Origin of the sequence: Streptomyces sp. NPDC006997, assembly GCF_040635175.1 — a bacterium.
In the GTDB taxonomy this organism is placed as follows: domain Bacteria; phylum Actinomycetota; class Actinomycetes; order Streptomycetales; family Streptomycetaceae; genus Streptomyces.
The window spans coordinates 38,953-60,469 of the sequence record NZ_JBEYHH010000042.1 but is presented as its reverse complement, the minus strand read 5'-3'; the positions used below and the strand labels follow the sequence as shown (position 1 = coordinate 60,469).

Here is a 21,517-nt window from a genome sequence, read left to right as displayed (position 1 = left end):
GCGCAGACGCCACCAGGCAACAGCCCGACGCAGCCACTACCGACGGCGATCCAACCCCGAACTTGCTGGATAGATCACGAAACCGCACTGGAGTACTAGGAGAGGAAGTCCGATGAACACTGTCAAGGACTGGTGGATCTACCGGGGCACTGGCTCGGTCGCGGAGAAGCGCGCCCGGCTCGACGAGAACCGGCCGCCTTGGCGAGAGTTCAAGGGTGCCCCAGACCCGGAGTACGCCCCGCCCGGCACCACCGGACCGGCCTGGACCGACACCTGGGTACGCGGCGACGGATACGTACCGGACGACGCGGAGATTGACGCCGTGAACACGGCCCTGTACCTGCGCCGCCCGCTGCTCGTCACCGGCAAGCCCGGAGTCGGCAAGTCGACGCTGGCGCACAGCATCGCGGCCGATCTGCAACTCGGACCGGTCCTGCACTGGCCGGTGACCAGCCGCAGTTCCCTGCGGGACGCGCTCTACCAGTACGACGCGATCGGGCGTCTGCACGATGCGAACCTGCGCCATCTGAAGGCCGGCCGAGGCGCGCCGCCCCGGCGGCAGCCGGGCGGGCGCCCCTCCTCGGGCAGCGCCATCGCGCCGTACCTGCGTCTCGGCCCGCTCGGCACGGCGCTGCTGCCACAGGAGCGCCCCCGGGTGTTGCTTGTCGACGAGATCGACAAGAGCGACATCGACCTGCCCAGCGACCTGCTCACCGTGTTCGAGGAGGGTTCCTTCGAGATCCCGGAACTGGCACGGATCGCCGCCCGCCAGCCACGGGTCAGGGTGGGCACGCAGGATGATCCCGAGCTACGTGCCGGGATCGACCGCGGGCGGGTCCAGTGCAGCGCGTTCCCCGTCGTCGTGCTGACCAGCAACGGCGAGCGCGACTTCCCGCCGCCCTTCCTGCGCCGCTGCATCCGCCTGCACGTCGAGCCGCCGCACGAGAAGAAACTGAAGCAGATCGTCCGGCAGCGGCTGAGGCTCGACGACACGACCCGGGAAGACCGCTACCAGGACCTCATCACCGACTTCATCGAGCGCCGTACGGAAGGCGACCTGGCGACGGACCAGCTGCTCAACGCCGTCCAGCTGCGGCTGAGCGGCGCGTGGTCGGGCGCGGGCGAGCGCAAGGACTTCCTGGACGCCGTACTGCAACGGCTGACGGGCCCGCTGGCGTGATCGAGCGGCTGCTGCGGGCACTGGAGGAGTCCGGCGCGAACGCCGGGCCCGAAGAGCTGGCGGACATCCTCTGGCTGGCGGCGCGCGTCGGTGGCGCCGCGGGTCCGGACGCGGGGTCCGCTCAGGACGTCCTCGACGAGTCCGAGGCCACGCCGCTGACCGAGTACCCGGCCGAGGGCCCCGAGGAAGCAGACCGGGCGCCGGAGGAGGAGTTCTACACCGCGGGCGACGTCACGGACGCGCCCGGCCCGGCGCGGCAAGGCGTCGAACTGGTCCGCGTCCGCCGAGCTTCGTCCGTCCGGGATCCGCTGGCGGTGATGCGGGCGCTGCGCCCCCTGGGCCGTTCGAAGGACACCTCGGGCGGGAACCCGGCCGATTGCGAACTCGACGAGGAGCTGACGGTCCGCAGGACCATCGAGCAGTGCCTTCCGACTCCGGTGCTGCGGACGCGCAGGGGACGCTGGCTGGACCTGGCCCTCGTGGTGGACGCCCACCACTCGATGCTGCTCTGGCACGGCCTGGTCGGCGAACTGCGGCGGGTGTTCGTGCAGACGGGCATCTTCCGCGACGTACGCACCTGGCACCTGCTCGGCACCGCCCCGGACGCCGCCGAGCCGCTGTCCGTGGCCCGTACACCTGACGGTGAGCGGCGCAGCGTGCAAGAGGTGTCCGACCCGTCGGGGCACCGTCTGGTCATCGTCGTCACGGACACAGTGGCGAGCCGGTGGGCCGAGGCGGACGTCGCGCGCATGCTGCGGCAGTGGGCATCCCACGGCCCGGTGGCGCTGCTCAACGTCCTGCCGCGCCGGCTCTGGGACCGTGGCGCGGTGCGTCCGCGGTCCCTGCGGTTGCGTTCAGTGAGTCCGGCCTCGCCCAACACGTCGTGGCGGGTGGGCGCGCCGGCACGTAGCCGCCGCAGGAGCGTACGGCTGCGGCCCACCCCTCAGGTCCTCGCGATCCCGGTGATAGAGGCCGAACCGGCGTCCGTGCTGCTCCTGGCGAAGCTGGTGGCGGGCAGCGGCCAGTGGACGCGGGTGCCGTGCCTGGCGCTCCCCCGCACGCCGTCGTCGCCAGCTCCGCTGCGGGCCGAGCCCCTGGCTCCCGCCCGGGAGGAGGTTACCGACGTACTGCGCCGCTTCAGGGCAGGTGCGTCCCCCCTTGCCCAACGACTGGCCGGATATCTGTCCGCCGTGCCCTTAAGCCTCCCGGTCATGAACCTCGTCCGCCAGACGATGCTCCCCGAGGCGGAGCACGGCCACCTGGCGGAGGTCGCTCTCGGTGGCCTCTTCGCCCCTTGGGGCCAGGAGGCAGCGGCCGACCCCGACCGCATCCCCTTCGACTTCCGCCCCGGGGTCCGGGAAGCACTGCTGGGCGGCCAGCGCCGGGACGCCATCACCTCCGTGCAGCAACTGGTGCGGCGCGAGATGGGCACGGGGATCAGCGAGTACGGCGCGGCCAGCGGCGGCGACTTCCTCGCCGGGCGCGGGGGTGGAGACATCACCGGTGAACGGGGACTCGTACCGGAGGCGATGCCGTTCGCGGCTCGGGAGGGTGCGGCAGGTGCGGCCGCACCGACTGCCGGTGCGGGAAGCTGGGTCTCGGATCCCCTGCCAGGGCTCCAGCCCACACCCGAACTCGTCGACCGCTACGTGGACGAACAGTTGCAACAAGTACTGGCTCGGGCGCAGCGGGGGCTCAGCTCGTTCACGGTGCTGCTGGGCGATGCGGGGTCGGGGAAGACGACGGCCATCGCCCGCGCGGTGACCGCCCTGCCGGACGACTGGACACTGTGGACCCCGCAGTCACCGGACGAACTGGTCGGTGCGAGAGAACGGCTGCACCCTCGGACGGCTGTGGTCGTGCCCGACCTCCGCTCCTTCCTGCTGGCCTCCGACCGTCGGTCGCCCACGACAACCAGCGAGCTCATCAATCTGATGTCCGCGCTGAGCCCCATGCTGGTGCTGAGCGAACTCAGACCCGAGGACTTCCATGCGTTGCGAACGGACCACTCGAAGGAAGCCGAGTCCTTTCAATTTGCCCTAGACCGGCTCGATTTGATACGGGTGTATTCGCTGACCGCGGAGTCGGAAACCCTCGAGCGCGTCCACAACGCTCCGTCCTTCGCCAAAACACTGCTCCTGGCGGCGCTGGACATCCGGCGCCTGGGACACACGGCCGCGATGTCGCGCCAACTGCTGGAGGCGGCGACACTGATTTATCGGTCCTCCGGCTCCAGCTGGGACACCGCTCCGCACAACTGGCTTTCGGCGGCGCTGGGATACGCCTGCGCAGCGGTGCCCGAAGGCCGGTCGGTGATGGCCACGGCGTCGCGCGGAGGGGATGACTACGTGCTCGACGACTTCGTGGAGTGGGCCGACCGACGGGACCGCCCGGACTTCTCCCCACCCGACGAACTCTGGCCGGTGCTGGCCCGATTCGCCCACAGGAACTCACTTGACGTCCTGACCCAGACCGCTCGGGAGCGAGGTCTGCGCGAGGTGTCCCGGCTCCTCCGGAACGCAGCGGCATTCCACAACGACACGCGCTCCCCCCAAATCCGTAGCCTGGCCCGAGCCGCCGACGAACGGCTGGTGAGGATCAGCCTGAACCGTGAGGAGCTGGGCTCGGGAATCCTTCTTGCAGGCGGGCAGGTAGTAATGCCGGCCGCTCTGTTCCCAGCGGGTACTCTCGCCCCCCTCCTACGCCTCGAAGGGCGCCCATGGGAGGACCCGCGCACGTGGCATGCCCAACTGACGGCTGAGACGGCGCATTCGCCGCTTTCCGTGCTGACGAACGTGGGACCCGGACGCCCCCCGCAGGAGCCACCCCTGCCCTCCGCTCCCTCACCGACACGGGGGGACTGGGTCCTGGTCGTGGGATTCACGCGGGACCGCACTCCTGGATCCACGCCTCCGGCTCTGGCCCGCTACCGGGTCGCATCCGTACGGGGCGACAACTTCGTACTGGAGTCAGCGGCGGCCGACCCCGTGCCCCTGTCCGGGGCAACAGTTGTCGACCTGCAAGGCGCTGTGATCGGCATGGTGTACCGAAACACAGGCGACAGGGAAAACCGGCTTCACGCCACAAGGATCCTGCCTTCGTCGCAGACGGCCTCCCGGACCCCGGGGTCCGTTTCGAGCCGCGTCGTGCTCGATCCAGCGCGTTCACGCGCCGTGCTGATCGGAGCCGACAGATACGAGCAGTTCCCAGACCGGCCCAACTCCGCGGAGCAGGCCCTCGCGTTGGCGCGCGCGTTGGGACAGACTCAGGAGTCCGGTCCGTTCGACGATGCCAACGTGTCACTCTTCTGGAACCAGCACTTCCCCGAACCTCTCGTCGGTTCGCTGGAGGACCTCTCCCAACAGGCCGAGCACACGCTTCTCGTCCACTTCACAGGGCATGTGCTGGAAACACCCCGCGGCGTCTTTCTCGCCTTTTCCTATTCCCATCGCGACCGGCCCGATCTCACCGCCCTGTCCCTCCGGCGTCTGGTCTCGCTGATGGAGGACAGCCCCGCCCGGTTCAAGGTCCTCATCATCGACGCCTACTTTGCCGACGCGGACAGAATACGGTCGTTGCTGAACTCCCGATCCATCCATGGGCACTGGTCCCTGATCACCGCGCCCCAGAGCCCCAAGCGGTCGCGGTTGACGCTCACGAACGAGTTCGCCACCGTGCTCACCGAAGGAATCCCCAAAGCTCCGGAGTTCATCAGCCTTGGGGACATGACTGCTCGCATCCGCGACCGCAGGCTTGTCATCGGTATTCAGACCTTTGACGACGCCAGCACCGATTCCCGGGGCCCCCTCCTGCGCAACCCCGCTTTCGCACCGCCCCTCGAAGGCACCGTCAAATGGTTCAACAACGACAAGGGCTACGGATTCATCGCCGTCGACGACGGCCGTAATGTCTTCGTCCACTACTCCGCCATCCAGATGACCGGCTTCCGCGGGCTGGAGGTCGGCCAGCGCGTCCAGCTCCGGATCACGCAGGGTGACCGCGGCCCGCAGGCGGAGAGTGTTCGTCCCCTTCCCACCGAAGTGTGACGCGAATCGCGCAGCGCCTGGGCAAGCTGTTCGCGAACAGCCTGTTCCTTGGCCACCTCCACGGCCGCTCGCCAGCGAGCTTCGCGTTCCGCGCCGGCCCGCTGCCCGTCCTGGCCTTCGCCGAACATCCTCTGCCGCTCGTGCCTCGATCTCACCAAGAATCACACCGAGGGCCTCTTCGCTTGAGGCATCGGATGATTTTGCGTTGGGTCTTGCCTTCCTGGGGGGGCGTTCGTAGCACGCCTGGGTGCGCAGGTCGTGGCGCAGGCGGGTGAAGACGATGCGGTGCAGGACCGCGTTCGCCTGGCGGTCGCCGCCGCGGTTGAACCGGCGCGTGCTCCGCCAGCCGGATGAGTACTCGATGGGGCTGACTCCGCAAAGGGCAGCCAAGGACGCCTCGGTGTTCAGCCGATCAGGTTGTCTCCCATGGTGATCAGGAGCATGACGGCGCTGTCCGGTCCGATGCCCATCCGCTCGAGCAGCTGCTGTGCGTGCGTGGCGTACGACGACCCGGGTCAGGCGCTGGTTCAGCTCATCGATCTGCCCGGTGAGCAGCCGATCTCATGACGAAGCCGCGCCGGAGCTCTCCGGTGCGGCTTCGTCGTCTCACGGCTCCACGCAAAGCCCCCAGGCGGGGCCTCGCCGTATCACTCGTCTATCACACAGCCATCACCAACTGGGCGGACCCTCTCAGAGCAACAGGCCCTGACCTGCTATTCCCTGCCCGCGCTGGACTGGCGTAGACGTCCCTGGACGGTCTCTACAACCTGTGCCATGTGGTACCCAGTGAGGGACCCAGGATCAGGACAGGTGCGTCTTCTGGCCCGTCAAAGCGGTATTGCAGCGTTTCGATCTTGGCTTCGGTCACGGGTTCACACCTTCATCTGTCACGATCTGTCACACGCCCCCTGCGAGACCTCCCCATGCCTCCGCCGCTGGAAGCAGGTCCGCCACGTCCGGCTTCACGCACCACCTCTTCGTCGTCTTCACGTTGGTGTGCCCGGCCCACAGAGCGAGCAGGTGATCCGGCACCCCATCGTTGGCCAGGTACGTGACGCAAGACGCCCGAGCATCGTACAGACGGACCCTACGAAGACCGATTGCGTCCATCATCTTGTAGGCCCGCGTTCGGAGCTGCCGACCGTTCAGCGCGCCCCCAAGTTCATCCACGAGCACATACCCGCCGCCCTCGTACCCCTCACCCACCTCCGAGGCGTTCCATGGCTGGACAACGGGCCTTGACCCCGACTCCCCGACCGTCCTGCCCGCCACGTCAGACGACTGACCGTGTACACCACGAGAAGGCACGAGAAGGGACATGACCACTCACCCGGCAACGGTCACTGACCGCCGACATGTGGGGCAGGAACGGGGCCGCGGCTTTCGCCTGCCGCGCGGCAGGCGAAAGCGATGTTGCCAATGCGACACCGTCGCTTGGAACTTGGTCCGCAGCGTTCCTGTGGATGCGGTCCGGCCGTCCTGGGTGAAGCGCTGCCCAGACCGCATCGCATCATGCGGCGTAAGCTCTCCCGCTGCTGTCAGGGCGGTCAGCGCAGCTTGTTCAGCGCCTGCTGGAAGGCAGCCGCGTGCTTGGCCTCGTCGGCGGCGGTGTCGCGGAAGTAGTCGGCTGCGCCGGTGTCACCGACGGCGGCGGCGCGCTCGGCGAACTCCGGGTACACGTTCCTCGCCTCGTCGTGCTCCCCGGTGACGGCCTTGCGCAGGTTCTCCTTCGTCGTACGGACCAGCCCGGCCAGAACCGCCTCACCGGCGAAGTGCTCCTGCAGCTCGACCTTGGCCGTCCCCTCGAAGAGACGAGCCAGGGCGGGCTTTCCGGTCTGCCGGGCGTGGGCGGCGAAGAGCGAGTACTTGGCCTGGGCGAGCGCCTCGCCGTGCAGGGCGGTGTCGAGGTTGGCCTTGGTGCGGCCGGCCTTCACCTTCGGCAGTCCGGCGGGCACCTTCACCACGTCGGCCGTCGGCGGTGCCGGTACGGTGCCGCGGCCGGTGGACAGGGCGGTGAGGGCTGCGCGGAAGGCGTCGCGATGACGGCCCTCGTCCGCGGCGATCTCGCTGAAGAGCTCCGCTGCCTCCAGGTCTCCGTCCTCACGGGCCTGATCGGCGAAGCGCCGGTACATGACCTGGTGCTCGTAGGTCTCGCCGCTGATGGCCTGATTCAGGTTGGCCGTGTTGAGTCCGACCGTTCCGGCCAGGGCGGCCGCTTCGCGCAGGTGCTCGTTCAGCTCGGTGTGCGCCGTGCTCCGGAAGAGCTTGCCAACTGCCGGCAAGCCCTGGCGATCTGCCTCGGCGGCGAACAGGCGGTAGGCGGCGTAGGCGTACGCCTCACCCTTCATCCCGGTCGCCAGGTCGGCCAGTGTCTGCGGCTGGGGAACACCGGTCGTGGTGTGCGGTGACGGGGGAGCCCCCCCGGCCAGAGCCGGTACTGCCGGCACGGCTGCGGCCAGCGCGCACAGACCCACTGTGAGCGCACGTATCGGATGGCGGAACACCATGTCCTCCTTACCCTGCGCACCCCCGGTGGGTGCGAACGTCCCTTCTCATGCCACCCTCGCCTGCAGGAGACTGCCCCATTACGTCACCCGTAGGAGTGAATACGCACAGTAATCGCACGTCGGTCGGTGCTGGGGAGCTGTTGCACTTCCGGGCTTGAGGGCGGCGTTTTCGCTGGTCGGGCGTAGGGCCGACGGCCCTGTGGGAGTCGTGGTCTGTCGTGTCGCCGCTGCTGTGGAGGTCATGGGTGCCGTTGGTCGTGGGGCTGCTGGCCGCGGCCGAGCGGGAAGGATCTCCGACCTGAGCATCGCGTCGATCAGCGGCGCGGCCTCGTCCACCACCCGCCGAGGCCGCTGATCCGCTGCCGCTCTCTTCGGCGGCGCGAGCGAGGCCCGATCCCTGAGGTACTCGCTGACCGTCCGGCGATTCAGCCCGGTCTCCTTCGCGATCTCCCGCAGGCTCATCGCACCGGACTCGTACAGCGGCCGGAACCGCCTCAACTCCAGCCATCGATGTGGATCCAGGACCACCGTCAGCCGCCTCCCTGCCGCCCCGAAACGGCAGCGGCAGACTCACGGCCGGCACCCCGCCACCGCATCAGGAGGGGTGCGCTTTCATCCGTACGAGGTGGTGCACGTCCGCTTGTACGCCGACACTCGTGAGCAAGCTGGCGTTCAAGGACGCGAAGTCGTCCTCGACACGCTGGAGCGGAGCGCGGCGGCCGTCGCCCCGATGTGCCCGTCCCAGGCCAGCGCCCGGCCGCCGCATCCCGTAGTCAGATGAACCGTCGTGCGACGGTAAGGGCCCGGCGTCCCGAAGCCGGGATGCCGGGCCGGCCCCCTTACCGGGGCGCGATCAGGCGGGGCGGATGTTCTCAGCCTGCGGGCCCTTCTGACCCTGCGTAACGTCGAACTCGACCTTCTGGCCCTCCTGCAGCTCGCGGTAGCCCTGGCTGGCGATGTTGGAGTAGTGGGCGAAGACGTCGGGGCCGCCGCCCTCCTGCTCGATGAAGCCGAAGCCCTTCTCGCTGTTGAACCACTTCACTGTGCCCTTGGCCATGACTGTCTCCTTCGAGGGAAACCGGGCACGCACGCTGCGCGACCGGGAGGTGATCGCCCTGGTCCGGAGAGGCCCTGAACAGCAAGAACGCCCGTGATGGCGATCACGGGCGAACGGAACTTCGGAACCACGACTGCTGATCACAACGCTATAACGGCATGACGGAAGCCGCTAGCGAAAACGCGCCAGCATCCGGCCCGGAAGGAGATCGCACAGGCGATGGATCACCCTGTCCCGCTCTCCGGGTACCGTCAGGGTATGAGTCATCCGCACCCCGAACTGAAAGCCGCCCCGCCTCTTCCCGAGGGAGGACTGCGGGTCATCGCCCTGGGCGGCCTGGGGGAGATCGGCCGCAACATGACCGTCTTCGAGCACGCCGGCAAGCTGCTCATCGTCGACTGCGGCGTGCTGTTCCCCGAGGAGACCCAGCCCGGTGTGGATGTGATCCTGCCGGACTTCACCTCGATCCGGGACCGGCTGGACGACGTCGTGGCCGTGGTGCTCACCCACGGCCACGAGGACCACATCGGCGGCGTGCCGTACCTGCTGCGCGAGCGGCGCGACATCCCCGTCGTCGGCTCGAAGCTGACGCTGGCGTTCCTGGAGGCCAAGCTCAAGGAGCACGGCATCCGGCCGCGCACGGTCCAGGTGCGGGAGGGCGACCGGCGCGGTTTCGGACCCTTCGACTGCGAGTTCGTGGCGGTCAACCACTCCATCCCCGACAGCCTCGCGGTCGCGATCCGTACCCGGGCCGGGATGGTGCTGCACACCGGCGACTTCAAGATGGACCAGTTCCCCCTCGACGACCGCATCACCGATCTGCGCGCCTTCGCCCGCCTCGGCGAGGAGGGCGTGGACCTGTTCCTCACCGACTCCACCAACGCCGAAGTACCCGGCTTCACCACCTCCGAGCGTGAGCTGAACCCGGCGATCGAGCAGGTGATGCGCACCGCGCCGCGCCGGGTCATCGTCTCCAGCTTCGCCAGCCATGTGCACCGCATCCAGCAGGTCCTGGACGCCGCCCACCAGCACGGCCGCAAGGTCGCCTTCGTCGGCCGGTCGATGGTCCGCAACATGGGCATCGCCCGTGACCTGGGCTACCTGAAGGTCCCCTCCGGCCTGGTCGTGAGCACGAAGGAGCTGGAGAAGCTCCCGGACCACCAGGTCACTCTGGTGTGCACCGGTTCCCAGGGCGAACCGATGGCCGCGCTGTCGCGGATGGCCAACCGCGACCACATGATCCGCATCGGCAAGGGCGACACCGTCCTGCTCGCCAGCTCCCTCATCCCCGGCAACGAGAACGCCATCTACCGGGTGATCAACGGACTCACCCGGTGGGGCGCCCACGTGGTCCACAAGGGCAACGCCAAGGTGCACGTCTCCGGGCACGCCAGCGCCGGTGAACTCGTCTACTGCTACAACATCGTCAAACCCCGCAACGTCATGCCGGTACACGGCGAATGGCGCCACCTGCGGGCCAATGCCGACCTCGCCATCCGTACCGGCGTCGACCCCGACCGGGTCGTCATCGCCGAGGACGGCGTCGTCGTCGACCTCGTCGACGGGCGCGCGTCCATCACCGGCAAGGTCCCCGCCGGCAACGTCTACGTGGACGGCATGGAAGTCGGTGGCGCCACCGAAGCGTCCCTCAAGGACCGCCTCACCCTCGCGGAGGAAGGCGTCGTGACGGTGGTGGCGATCGTCGACGCGGACACCGGTGCACTCGCCGAGGCCCCCGACTTTCTGGCCCTGGGCTTCGTCCACGACGACACCACCTTCGAGCCGGTCGTCCCCGTCATCGAGAAGACCCTGGCCACCGCGGCCGAGGAAGGCGTCGGGGACGCGCGCCAGCTCGAACAGCTCATCGCCCGTGCCGTGGCGAACTGGGCGTTCCGCACCCACCGCCGCAAGCCCCTCATCATCCCCGTCATCATCGACGCCTGAGCCACAGCCCGGCGGCACATCCCCCGGCCCCGGTCGCGGCCCCGCCGGCACCGGGGGTTCGCGCATCATGGCCCTCGGTCCGTGCTCGGCGGAGGGCTCCCTGCCCACTGCCGTAGCCGGGGGCCGGCTCCACGGACCGCCCGCGGACGGTGACGCCGAGACTGCCGAAGGTGACCTTGGCGCACTCGCCCCACCGCCCCACTACGGTCGCCCTCGCGCACACCCAAGGTGACACTGGAGACACCAAGAGTCACCGATGCCCGAGTCGGGACGTCCCGCGGCCGCCGCGACGGTCCGGCACGGCACTTCCTCCTCGCGGCATCCGACGAGTCAGGAGGAATCACCATGGGTCACGTCGCCCCGAGAGTCAGGGCCTCACTGACGTGCGCGATACTGCTCGCCGCCGCCGGGTGCGGCCAGCAGCAGGCGGGCACGGGGTCGGGCACGTCCGGCGACCCGATCAAGGCGGGGCTGGTCGCGGACCTGCGGAAGAGCGGGTTCGACGTCAGTCCCGGATACGCCAGGCTGTACACCCAGCAGGATTGCAAGGACTACACGTACCCGAAGCTGAAGAACTGCGAGGCGAACAACCCCGCGGCCCCCTATGTGGTACCCGTCGTGAAGACCTGGCCGGGCGAGTACGTCGACCCGGCGATGGTGAACGCCTTCGGCGCGACACGTCCCGGCTACACGTCGAGCTACCGGCTCAAGGCCCGGGACGCGCTCGTGCTGTACGGCAGGATGCCGCCTCCGGGCCGCTACATGGGCCTGCAGACCTTCGCACTCGGCCAGCAGGGACACTGGAAGACCAGCGACTACCTCAAGTGGCAGCGCACGACCGACGTCGTGCCGATGCAGTACCTGTTCGACACGATCCCGCCCGACGGCCGGACGTCGGACCGGACCCAGAGCTTCTCCTCGCTCGGCGACATCGTCAACAACGTCGGCATGAAGCGGCAGTCCGGTCACTCCTTCGACAAGGACCGGTACTTCATCGTCACCCCCAGCGCCACCACCGACCGCGCCGTACGCCGCGCCCTGCAGGCCCAGGGCGTCCCCGCCGAGGACATCTTCACCGAGCAGATCCCCGACCGCGACAGCCACGGAGAGATCGGGCCGCTCGGCATGGGCAGGAACGCCCTCGACTTCTTCACCGCGTTCCGGTACGCCCTTCCCGACCCCGGCCAGGAACAGGCCGCGGAGAAGTGGCGGAGCAACCCGCCGATGACGGTGATGCGCGTGCGCGCCCCCGCCTCGTCCGGGCCCGTCCAACGCTACGGACCGCTCACCTACGCCAAGCGGACGGCCCACAGCGAGGCCCCTCTGGCGGGCGACATGACCAACCTGATCAGCGCGGTGTGCGACCGCGTCCGCAGCACGACGAACCTGCGGGCCAAGGACTGCGCGCACCCGCTGCCGGAGTCCACCAAGATGGCGGACCCGGTGCGGGACTACGGCTGGACCGGGCCGTACTGCCGCGGGATCAACATGAACTGCCTGGGCGACCAGCAGGACGCCGCCTACTTCCTGGCCCCACCGCTGCCGCTCGACTCAGGAGAGGTCTACGCGGTCGTCGACACCCTCGCCACCGAGACCGGCAACGCGACCTACAGCGCGCTGTCCGTCAACGACGCCTCGCTGCTGGCGGGCGTGGCCAACGTACTGGACACCACCCTCAAGGGCTCCGCCGACGGGTATGGGAAGACGGTCAGGAACAGCGGCAAGTTCTTCGTGCACTACTTCACCCGGGACTGCGCGGTGCTCCGGGGCCTGCCCGGCTGGCCGAAGAACTGCACCTCGATCAGCACCGAGTTGCTGCCGTCGCACCTGGACACCACCGCCGAGGGCGACCCCGCCCTGCACGGCAAGTTCATGACCGCGCTACGTGACTACGTCAAGCCGGGTACCGAGCACGGCCCGGACTCCTCGAAGCTGCTGTCCCCGAGGATCCTGACGTTCACCCAGCCCGGAAAGTAGCACGCGCCCACCGGTCTCCGCCGTACCGACGGACCCGATCCGGCTCACCCACGGGGGGAGCCGGATCGCGGTGGGACGGGGCCGACGGTCCACCAGGACCCGAAGCGGGCCGACGGCACCCCGGGGGCCGGCTCCGCCCCACCGGGGGACGGCCCGCCCCGCCGGCATCCGTGCGGTGCGGCACCGCCGGACGGTCCCCGGCGGCCGCCGGGGGCCAAGGTGCTCCGGCCTGCGCCGCGACGGCTGCGCGGGCGTCGCCGAGGGAGCGCTGCCCCGCCGCAGTCCGCCCCCTACCGGGGCGCCCGGCGGCGGGGCAGCGGCACGAGAGCCAGTCCCGCCACGATGAGCGGCAGGAAGCTGACCAGCAGCATGGTGAGTTGCAGCGCCTGGGTGAAGTCCAGCCCGAGGCGGAGTCCGGAAGCCTGACGGAGCAGGTTGGGATCGTAGACGCTGCCGCCGACGTTCTGTGCCATCGCACTGCGTACGGCATCGACGGCCTGCTGAGCCTCGTTCACGGACAGATCGCGTGACTGCGCGTCCGCCAGCCAGCGCTGCTGGAAGAAGAAGTTGAAGAGCAGGAGGTAGACGGTGGGCCCGAGTGCCGAGCCGGTCATCCCGAAGGCCATCTGCACGGAGGCCACCGTGCCGGACCGCCCCGGCGGTGCCTGGGCGAGGACCGTCTCGGACACCGCCGCGGAGGTCACCACCGCCCCCAGGTTGGTCAGCCAGGTGGCCAGTACGAGCAGCCACAGCGCCATCGTGGGGCTGACGGTACCGGCCAGCAGCAGAGCGCTCGCCGCCATCGCGAGCAGACCGGTGACCATCACCGGCCGGGGACTGTGCCTGCCGACCAGGCGCCCGGCCATGATCACGGCGCCGGCGACGAGAAGCGTGCCGGGCAGGTACAACAAGCCGATCTTCTCGGGGGACAGCCTCAGCACCACGCTGCCGAACTGCCCCAGAACCAGGCTGAGCCCGGCCCCCAGGAAGTTCAGCGTGAGGGCCGCCGCCAAGGCCACACTGAACGGTGCGCTGCCGAACAGCGCCAGATCCAGCGCGGGTTGCGCGGTGCGGCGGCCATGCGGCACGTAGAGCACGACGGCTACCGCACTGATCACCAGCGGTACCCAGGTCTGGGGCCGGGAGACGCCGTTCTGCGCCGCGGCGAGACCGACGACCAAGGCCAGCAGGGCCGCTCCGATCAGGCTGACACCGGTCACGTCCACGGGACGCCCCTGCTGAGCGGGGGTCGGCGGCACATACCGGGCCGTCAGCCACAGCGAGACCAGAGCGAGCGCGGGGGCGATCAGGAACAGGAACCGCCAGCCGACGGCCGCCACCGCCCAGCCCGTGAACGCGGGGATCACCCCGCACAGGGTCATCTCGACGCCCATCAGGACACCGATGGCCGCCGCTCGTTGCTCCTCGGGCACCGACACTTTCAGCAGGGCCAGCGACACCCCCAGCAGCATGGTCATCCCCAGCCCGTCCAGGAGGCGCATCGCCAGCAGGAACCCGTAGCCGGGGGAGAACGCGGAGAGCACGTTGACGACCGTGACGACCACCAGTCCGCACATCAGCAGCCGCTTGAGTCCCACGGTGTCCGCGAGGCTGCCCGCGGCGAGGACGGAAGCGGCCATCACCAGCGTCGCGGCGCCGCTCAGCAGCCCGACGGCCTGGGGCGGCACCTGCAGGGCCCGGTCCACCTGGGCCAGGTTCAGGCTGAGGACCAACGGGTCGACCACCGTGACGGTGAAGGCGAGGGAGAGCCCTAGGACGATCGCCAGAGGCATCCTCCTGGCAGGCGGCCCGACCGCCGGCACGGCAGTACCGCCACTGCTTCCACGTCCCATGCCGGTCGACGCTAGCCGGGTGGCAGCGGACCGTCCGGCTCGCCCGGTCCAACACGCGCGGAAGCCAGACGATCGGGTCAGCGGGGAAACCGGCCCGGCCACCCGGCCCCGGGCTCCGGGACTGCACCAGGCGCAAGTCGGACCGCTCCGGACGCGCCCGGAAGCGCACGGAGCGCGTGCGGGTCGAGGGGCGGGGGGTGGCGAACAGGAGGTCGAAGCGGGTGTGTGTTCGTGGCGCGTGACGACTGCGGCGGCGTCGGTGGGGGCCGCGCGCCCTTGCCCAGACCTCGCACGGGCATCGTGTGGTTCAAGATCTGTCCGGTGCTGCCCATGAAGAGAGACGTCCCGTCCTCCCGCCCCGGCGCTTCACTGGTCGGTGAGCGAACACGCCAGGGAGTGAGGAGACCGCTGACCGCCTCCGCGGCTCTGTTGCTGGTTGCCGGCGTCATCTGAATCGCGGTCCTGCACCAGGATCCGGCGGTTGCCGGTGGTCGACTCCCCGTAGCCCGCGACGACGCACCTGGTCGGGATCGCGTGCGAGACACCCCACAGCAGGACCAGTCCGGCGGCGACATAGGCGAGGACCTCTGCCCTACCTCCAGGGTTCGCCCGCGGCGCGGGCCGTGCAACTGCAATGAGGACAAGGGCGGGTCGACGGGCGCTGCACGGGGGCGCCCCGGTCCACCCGGCCGCCCCGTCGGGCGGCCGGGTGCCGGCACGGGGAACCAGGCCGCAGACTACGCCCCTTCGAACCCCAAGCAGCGGACCTCTCGCAGCCACCGTTCACGTTGCTCCTGCGTCGCCGACCGCATGTGGGCGATCAGGGTGCGCCGGACCGGACGGAACCCGCAGTGGCGGAGGAAGGCCCTGCGCATGTTCCGCCAGAACAGATCCTCCCGTGCCAGGAACGCCACCAGCTGTGGGGAGTTCTGCGGGTAGATCACCCGCGCCGAGCGTCCTTGACTTCCGGCGTCCGGATGGCCGTCGATGACAAGAACGCGTCGCACTCGTGCTCCCGGTGAATGGACAGGCACGGGTGTCCACCCGGGCGCCGACTCGCCGCCCGGGTGGACGGGCCAGATTCCCCGGTTCAATGGCATCACGGGCCCGTACCAAGCAGTGCGCGTGGTCGTCCGCTGCCGACTTCCAGCAGTTTCCGGACTTTCACACGCCGAGGACCGCAACACCGTCTCCGGCACGCCCGGTCACCCTATGCTTCTACGCACCTGTAGAGAACGACCGGGCGTTCCCGGTTGTTCCAGCCACAGGACGGACGCACAACAGACGCACGAAAAGGAGTGAACGCCGCGATGGTGTTCAAACGACTGCTCGGCTCGCTCGGCGTGGGCGGACCCACGGTCGACACGGTCCTCGACCCCGGCACCGCCCGCCCCGGCGGCGCCCTCACCGGGCAGGTCCATCTCAGGGGCGGGGACGCCGACTTCGACATCGAGCACATCGGTCTGGAGCTGGTGGCGCGGGTCGAGGCCGAACACGAGGACGGCGAGAGCGAGGGCGTCGTCACCTTCGAGCGGTACGTCGTCGGCGGCGGCTTCCGGCTCGCCCAGGGCGAGGAACGCAGCGTGCCGTTCAGCGTGCCGCTGCCCTGGGAGACTCCTGTCAGTGAGCTGTACGGCCAGCCCTTGGGCATCGTGCTCGGCGTGCGCACCGAGCTGTCGGTGGCCGGTGCCAGGGACAAGGGCGACCTCGACCAACTCACCGTGGGCCCGCTGCCGGTCCAGGAGGCGATCCTGGAGGCGCTGGGCCAGCTCGGCTTCGGCTTCAGGTCCGCCGACCTGGAGTACGGCCGCATCGGCGGCACCGGACAGCAGTTGCCCTTCTACCAGGAGATCGAGCTCACTCCCGCCCCGCGGTACGCGCACCAGGTCAACGAGGTCGAGCTGACCTTCCTCGCGAACCCGGGCGGGATGGAGGTGGTCCTGGAGGCTGACAAGCGCGGCGGGTTCTTCTCCGAGGGCCACGACGCGCTCACCCGCTTCACCGTCGGGCACCACGACGTCCGCGACTGGAACACCGAGGTCGACGGCTGGATCCGGCAACTGGTCGAGCACCGGTCCTCGTACGGCGTCCCCTCCTCCTGGGGGCACGAGGGCCCTCACGACCACTACGGGCACCACGGTCACGACGACCACCACGAGGGCCACCGCTCCGGCCCGGGCATCGGTACCGCGGTCGCCGCGGGCGCGGCGGGCCTGGCGGTGGGTGTCGTCGGCGGCATGGTCGCGGCCGAGGTCGTCGACGAGATCGGCGACTTCTTCGAGGGTGACGAGGAAGGCGAGGAGGACGAGGGCTGAGCCGCTCAGCCGGGCCGGGCCCAGCTCTCCACGGAGCCGGGCCCGCCCCTTGATGAACGTCTCGGGAACGGCCGGAACTTCTCGGCCTCCCCGCTAGTTTCTACGATGCTGTAGATCTCTTACGGCAACGAACGCACACCCGACCTATGGAGTTCTCATGGCCCTGTGGGACCGCATCAAGGAGTCGGCATCGACGATGCAGACCCAACTCGTGGCGAAGAGGAACGACCTCAAGAGCGGCGCCTTCCGCGACGCGAGCATGGCGATGTGCGCCCTCGTGGCCGCCGCCGACGGCACGATCGACCCAGCCGAGCGGCAACGCGTCGCCCAGCTGATCGCCACCAACGAGGTGCTTCAGAACTTCGACGCCGACGACCTGCGGCGCCGCTTCGAGGACAACCTGAACAAGCTGACCGCCGACTTCGCCTTCGGCAAGGTGAGCGTCCTCCAGGAGGTCGCCAAGGCGAAGAAGAAGCCCGCCGAGGCACGGGCCGTCATCCAGATCGGCATCGTCATCGGCGGCGCCGACGGCGACTTCGACAAGACCGAGCAGGCCGTCGTCCGTGAGGCATGCTTCACGCTGGACCTGCCGCCGCACGAGTTCGACCTCTGAGGTCCAGTGCCCGGCGGCGCTCCGCTACAGGGGCGTCGCCGCGTGCAGCAGGACGGCCAGCGTCAGGGCGGAGTTGGCCGATGCCATGGCCGATACGACCGTACCGGCGGCCGCCGTCCACGCCGCCACCCCCACGGCCGTGAACGCCGACGGCCAGAAGCGCGCCAAGGGGGCCGGGGCGAGCAGGGCGGCCACCCGGCGCGGTACCGGACCGGGAGCCGCCAGTCCCGCCAACGTGGACACCGGAGTGCCACGGGAGACCAGGGCCGCCTTGCCGATCGCGCGGGCCACGGTACGACGGCTGCCGACCGCCTCGGCCGCCTCCTCGTCCGCCCACCGCTCCGCCGCGTAGGACACCGCCATACGCAGCGGATGCAGGAACGGGTTGGCCTGCGCGGCCAGTCGCACCGCGAGCAGGCAGCGGTGGTGGCGGGCGGTGAGATGGGCGCGCTCGTGGGCGAACAGGGCGCGGCGTTCGGCCGGTTCCAGGCGGGACAGCAGGGCCGTCGTCACCACGACCCGGTCACGCGCTCCGCCGGGCAGCGCGTACGCGTACGGTTCCGTGGCGGTCAGTACCGCCACCTCGGTCGGCGGCAGCGCGGCCAACGCCCGGTGAGCACGCCGGCGTACGCGCCAGTGCCGCCAGAGGGTCCTTCCGCACGCGGCGACCACCACGAGGAGAACGGGTACGGCCGCCCGGCCCGCGACCTCGTCGTACGGCACCGCCTCGCGTACCTCCGGGTCCGACCAGCCGTCGGGCAGCGGGTTGCCGGGCAGCTGGGCCGTCCCCACCACCATCAGCAGCCCCAGAGACACCGAACTGCACGTCGCCATGGCCCCCGCCAGACCGGTCAGCAGGCGCGTGGCCGTCCGTGGGTGCAGGTGCTGCTCGGCGAGGCGGGCGATCGGCCACGCCGTCAGCGGCAGGACCAGCGGAAGAAAGACGAACACCCCCATACGGCTTCAGTCTTTCCCTTCCGCCTTCGCCCGGCCCAGCAGTTCCCGCAGGAGCCGTTCGTCTCCCGGTTCCAGGGAGGTGACGAAGCTGGCGAGCACCGCCTCCCGGTCACTCTCGCCGTCCAGCAGCTTGCGCATCTTGTGCGCGGCGAGCCCCGCCTGGTCCGACACCGGCGTCCAGACGAAGGACCGGCCCGTGCGCTCACGGGTCACCATGCCCTTGGCGAGCAGGCGCGTGAGGATGGTGATCACGGTCGTATAGGCGAGGTCACCGCCGAGCCGCTCCCGCACCCATCCCGCGGTCGCCGGCTCTCCGACCTCTCCCAGGACCGCCAGAACCTGCACCTCCAGCTCGCCCTGTCCGCGGCGCCGGGGGCGCTGCCGCTGGTTCGTCACCCCTTCTCTCCCTTCCGCTGCGCTGCCGTTCATGAGCGCTACATCGTAGAGATCCCCTGCACCGCTTCGCTGCCGACGGGCAGCACGCGAGCATCCCCGCACCTTCTCTACGAAATTGTAGAAGCTACGCTGCCGGAACGTTCCCTCCGTGGCACACGAGGGCTGACACGAGGAGAGCGAGAGACATGGGCGTCATCGCGCGGCTGATCCTGGGACTACTCGCCGGGGCGATAGCCAGGGCCCTGCTGACCGGACGCGATCCTGGCGGACTCATCGGTACGAGGGTGATCGGCGTCGTCGGCGCCTTCCTGGGCGGCTGGCTGTCAGCGAGGTTCCTCGACCGTCCGATCCAGCGCGAGTTCTCCGGCGAGCTCTACCGGCACGGGGCGGAGTGGAAGTTCCGCGGCGGCCGGGCAGGCCGGTGTTGACCTGGAGTCCGGAGGCGTTGGTGTGGGTGGTGGTCGCCGGTGCGGCACCTACCCCCGGATCCGCGCGGCGATCAGGGCGGGCGCCGCGCGGATGTGACCCCGGGCGTACGGCGGCTCAGGCGGCTCAGGTGTAGATGATCTGGCCGCCCGCCGCACGCTCGTAGAACTCGCCGACCGTGATGATGCCCTCGATCTGGTCGACGAGGTCGCCCTTGTCCAGTTCGAAGAGGTCCACGGACGCCTGGCAGGCGTACAGGCCCGCCCCGGTGTCGGCGATCATCTCGATGAACTCGGGGATCGGCGGGATGTCGAGCTTGGCCATCTTCCGTTCCATGACCCGGGTGACGAGGTCCGGAACGCCCGGCACACCGCCCAGCAGGGTCGGCAGGTGCAGCCCGGGGTTGCCGACGGTGGCCAGCTTGATGTGCTCCCAGCGCTTCTTGGTGACGGCGTCCAGTCCGAAGAACGTGAAGAACAGGTCGGCCTCGATGCCCTCGGCGCGGGCGCCGTTGGCCAGGATCAGGGCCGGGTAGATCCCTTCGAGGGATCCCTTGGAGACGATGATCGAGACTTTCTCGACGGTGGCGGTGTCGGCCATGACGGCTCGCTCTCCTTCGCTGTCTCCGACGGCTCAGACGCAGCCGCGGGGCTTGGGGATTCCGGCGATCTTCGCGGCCGTCTTCGCCGGTCCCTTGGGGAAGAGCTGGTACAGCTCCTTGACGCTCACCCCGGAGGTCTTGCCGAGGACGCGCACGGTGGGGCCGGTGCCCTTGGCGGCGTACTGGTCGCGCATGAAGCGGATGACCGTCCAGTGCCGGTCGGTCAGCGCCTCGACGCCCGCCTCGCGGGCGAGTTGCTCGGCCATGGGTTCGGTCCACTGGCCGGGGTCGGTGAAGAAGCCCTCGTCGTCGACGGGGACGGTGGTGTCGGCGTAGGTCGCGGTGGGCATGGCGGGGTCCTCTCCCCTCGGACGGATACGTGCCGGTCCCTCAGACGGCCACGTGCTTCTTGCCGCGCTCGGGCATCGCCGAGCCGATGCCGGGCAGTTCCCGGCCGGGCAGCAGGCTGTGCCAGTACAGCCACTCGAAGGCCAGCTTGCCGAGGTGGCTCGCGTGCGACTCCCGCAGCAGCGGCAGGCCGACCGGCCCCGGGAAGTGCCCGGGCAGCGGCTCGGTGTCGTAGTTGAAGTCGATCAGCAGCGCCTTGTGGAAGCCGGTCTCGACGAAACAGTTGGCGTGCCCGTCGAAGGCGGCGTCCAGCGGCTGACCGGCCAGGAAGCGGCCGATGTTGCGCACCAGCACCTCCCCCTCGAAGTGGGCCACCGAACCGGCCTTGGAGGCGGGCAGACCCGCGGCGTCCCCGATCGCGAACACCTCCGGGTGACCGGGGAGCTGGAGGCTGTGCGGGTCGACGGGCACGAACCCGAGTTCGTCGCCGAGCCCCTCGGAACGGCTGACGTACTCCGCGCCGCCGTGCAGCGGCACGACCACCGCCAGGTCGTACGGCAGTACACGCTCGTCGTACGAGACCAGGCGGCCCCCGGCCCCGTCGACCTCGCCGAGCGTGAACTCGGTGACCAGTTCGACGCCCTTCTCCGCCAGCAGCCCGCCCAGCGCCTCGGCCGCGACCGGCTTGGTGAAGGCCGCGTCCAGCGGGGTGGCGTACGTCAGCCGCACGCGGTCGCGGATGCCGCGCCGCTGGAAGTACCAGTCGGCCAGGAACGCGAACTCCAGCGGCGCCACCGGGCACTTGACCGGCAGGTCGGCCACGTCGATCACGATCCGCCCGCCCTCGAAGCGCTCCAGCGCGTGGTGCAGGCCGATCGCGCCGTACAGGTCGTAGAAGGTGAGGACGTTCTCGCCCCAGCCCGGCCCGGTCAGCCCCTCGGTCTCCTCCGGCAGGAGCGTCGCCCCGGTGGCGACCACGAGGACGTCGTACGGCAGCCGGATGCCGCCGGCGAGGTGCACGGTGCGCGCGTCCAGGTCGACCCGGTCGACGCGCGCCTGCTTGTAGTCGACCGCGGGGTTCAGCTGCCGCGGGCGGGACCGCACGAGGTGGTCGGGCTGGGCGAGCCCGAACGGCACGAACAGCAGTCCCGGCTGGTAGAGGTGGTCGTCGTCCTGGTCGACGACCGTGACCCGGCACTCGCGCTGGCCGGGTGCGCGGCACAGGCGGTTGGCCGTCATGGTGCCGGCGGTGCCGCCGCCGAGAATCACGATGTGTTGGCCCATGACCCCACTATCG

General features: G+C 69.8%; 16 protein-coding genes and 2 pseudogenes. 7 read left to right on the top strand and 11 right to left on the bottom strand.

All coding sequences use genetic code 11. From position 1 onward, the window contains the following. Positions 1-112 precede the first annotated feature (112 nt). Both ABZ659_RS30850 and ABZ659_RS30845 read left to right on the top strand, forming a co-directional pair. Positions 113-1,180 carry a MoxR family ATPase gene (locus tag ABZ659_RS30850; RefSeq protein WP_360226436.1) on the top strand — a complete coding sequence of 356 codons (1,068 nt, stop codon included), beginning with the start codon at positions 113-115 and terminating at the stop codon, positions 1,178-1,180. Next, positions 1,177-5,226, top strand: coding sequence for an SAV_2336 N-terminal domain-related protein (locus ABZ659_RS30845; protein WP_360226433.1), 4,050 nt, complete (start codon positions 1,177-1,179; stop codon positions 5,224-5,226). Before ABZ659_RS30850 ends, ABZ659_RS30845 begins: the two co-directional genes overlap by 4 nt. 291 nt (positions 5,227-5,517) lie before the next feature. Here ABZ659_RS30845 and ABZ659_RS30840 read toward each other — a convergent pair. The 4 genes and pseudogenes from ABZ659_RS30840 to ABZ659_RS30825 form a co-directional block, all read right to left on the bottom strand. After that, positions 5,518-5,616: pseudogene (locus tag ABZ659_RS30840) on the bottom strand (transposase); the annotation flags it as partial. A gap of 1,157 nt (positions 5,617-6,773) precedes the next feature. Beyond that, the gene (locus ABZ659_RS30835) at positions 6,774-7,673 is read right to left on the bottom strand and encodes a ferritin family protein (RefSeq protein ID WP_360226430.1); all 900 of its coding nucleotides are present in this window, start codon (positions 7,671-7,673) and stop codon (positions 6,774-6,776) included. Between the two features lie 345 nt (positions 7,674-8,018). Continuing rightward, positions 8,019-8,261 (bottom strand): annotated as a pseudogene (locus ABZ659_RS30830) (IS21 family transposase); the annotation flags it as partial. Positions 8,262-8,586: 325 nt separating this feature from the next. Further along, a complete protein-coding gene (locus ABZ659_RS30825; RefSeq protein ID WP_014670069.1) occupies positions 8,587-8,790 on the bottom strand; it encodes a cold-shock protein in 204 nt (67 codons plus the stop codon). Positions 8,791-9,048: 258 nt separating this feature from the next. Between ABZ659_RS30825 and ABZ659_RS30820 the strand changes: the two genes are divergently transcribed. Both ABZ659_RS30820 and ABZ659_RS30815 read left to right on the top strand, forming a co-directional pair. After that, positions 9,049-10,734 carry a ribonuclease J gene (locus ABZ659_RS30820; RefSeq protein WP_360226427.1) on the top strand — a complete coding sequence of 562 codons (1,686 nt, stop codon included), beginning with the start codon at positions 9,049-9,051 and terminating at the stop codon, positions 10,732-10,734. A 345-nt stretch (positions 10,735-11,079) separates the two neighbouring features. Beyond that, positions 11,080-12,711, top strand: a complete 1,632-nt coding sequence (locus ABZ659_RS30815; RefSeq protein ID WP_360226424.1) for a hypothetical protein — start codon at positions 11,080-11,082, stop codon at positions 12,709-12,711. Between the two features lie 290 nt (positions 12,712-13,001). Here the strand turns inward: ABZ659_RS30815 and ABZ659_RS30810 are convergent, their stop codons facing one another. Both ABZ659_RS30810 and ABZ659_RS30805 read right to left on the bottom strand, forming a co-directional pair. Next, positions 13,002-14,504 (bottom strand): MFS transporter, encoded by a 1,503-nt coding sequence (locus tag ABZ659_RS30810; RefSeq protein ID WP_360226421.1) that lies wholly within the window; start codon positions 14,502-14,504, stop codon positions 13,002-13,004. 797 nt (positions 14,505-15,301) lie between these two features. Then, complete coding sequence (locus tag ABZ659_RS30805; protein WP_360226418.1) at positions 15,302-15,571, bottom strand: hypothetical protein; 270 nt, start codon at positions 15,569-15,571, stop codon at positions 15,302-15,304. Positions 15,572-15,874: 303 nt separating this feature from the next. Here ABZ659_RS30805 and ABZ659_RS30800 point away from each other — a divergent pair, with 303 nt between their 5' ends. Both ABZ659_RS30800 and ABZ659_RS30795 read left to right on the top strand, forming a co-directional pair. Beyond that, positions 15,875-16,879 (top strand): sporulation protein, encoded by a 1,005-nt coding sequence (locus tag ABZ659_RS30800; protein WP_360226415.1) that lies wholly within the window; start codon positions 15,875-15,877, stop codon positions 16,877-16,879. A 157-nt stretch (positions 16,880-17,036) separates the two neighbouring features. Next, entirely contained in the window at positions 17,037-17,492 is a 456-nt protein-coding gene (locus ABZ659_RS30795; RefSeq protein ID WP_360226412.1) for a TerB family tellurite resistance protein, read from the top strand. A 24-nt stretch (positions 17,493-17,516) separates the two neighbouring features. On the opposite strand, the gene ABZ659_RS30790 is transcribed toward ABZ659_RS30795, so the two are convergent. Continuing rightward, complete coding sequence (locus tag ABZ659_RS30790) at positions 17,517-18,449, bottom strand: M56 family metallopeptidase (RefSeq protein WP_360226409.1); 933 nt, start codon at positions 18,447-18,449, stop codon at positions 17,517-17,519. A gap of 6 nt (positions 18,450-18,455) precedes the next feature. Beyond that, positions 18,456-18,878: a BlaI/MecI/CopY family transcriptional regulator gene (locus tag ABZ659_RS30785; RefSeq protein WP_360226406.1), complete on the bottom strand. Its 423-nt coding sequence runs from the start codon at positions 18,876-18,878 to the stop codon at positions 18,456-18,458. A 152-nt stretch (positions 18,879-19,030) separates the two neighbouring features. Between ABZ659_RS30785 and ABZ659_RS30780 the strand changes: the two genes are divergently transcribed. Next, entirely contained in the window at positions 19,031-19,273 is a 243-nt protein-coding gene (locus ABZ659_RS30780) for a GlsB/YeaQ/YmgE family stress response membrane protein (protein ID WP_360226403.1), read from the top strand. 124 nt (positions 19,274-19,397) lie between these two features. On the opposite strand, the gene ABZ659_RS30775 is transcribed toward ABZ659_RS30780, so the two are convergent. Genes ABZ659_RS30775 through ABZ659_RS30765 form a run of 3 tightly spaced genes read right to left on the bottom strand, consistent with a single transcriptional unit; the run spans position 19,398 to position 21,504 of the window. Next, complete coding sequence (locus tag ABZ659_RS30775) at positions 19,398-19,871, bottom strand: DsrE/DsrF/DrsH-like family protein (RefSeq protein ID WP_360226400.1); 474 nt, start codon at positions 19,869-19,871, stop codon at positions 19,398-19,400. 33 nt (positions 19,872-19,904) lie between these two features. Next, positions 19,905-20,222, bottom strand: a complete 318-nt coding sequence (locus ABZ659_RS30770) for a TusE/DsrC/DsvC family sulfur relay protein (protein WP_360226397.1) — start codon at positions 20,220-20,222, stop codon at positions 19,905-19,907. Positions 20,223-20,262: 40 nt separating this feature from the next. Then, positions 20,263-21,504 carry an FAD-dependent oxidoreductase gene (locus ABZ659_RS30765; RefSeq protein ID WP_360226394.1) on the bottom strand — a complete coding sequence of 414 codons (1,242 nt, stop codon included), beginning with the start codon at positions 21,502-21,504 and terminating at the stop codon, positions 20,263-20,265. Between the last annotated feature and the right edge of the window lie 13 nt (positions 21,505-21,517).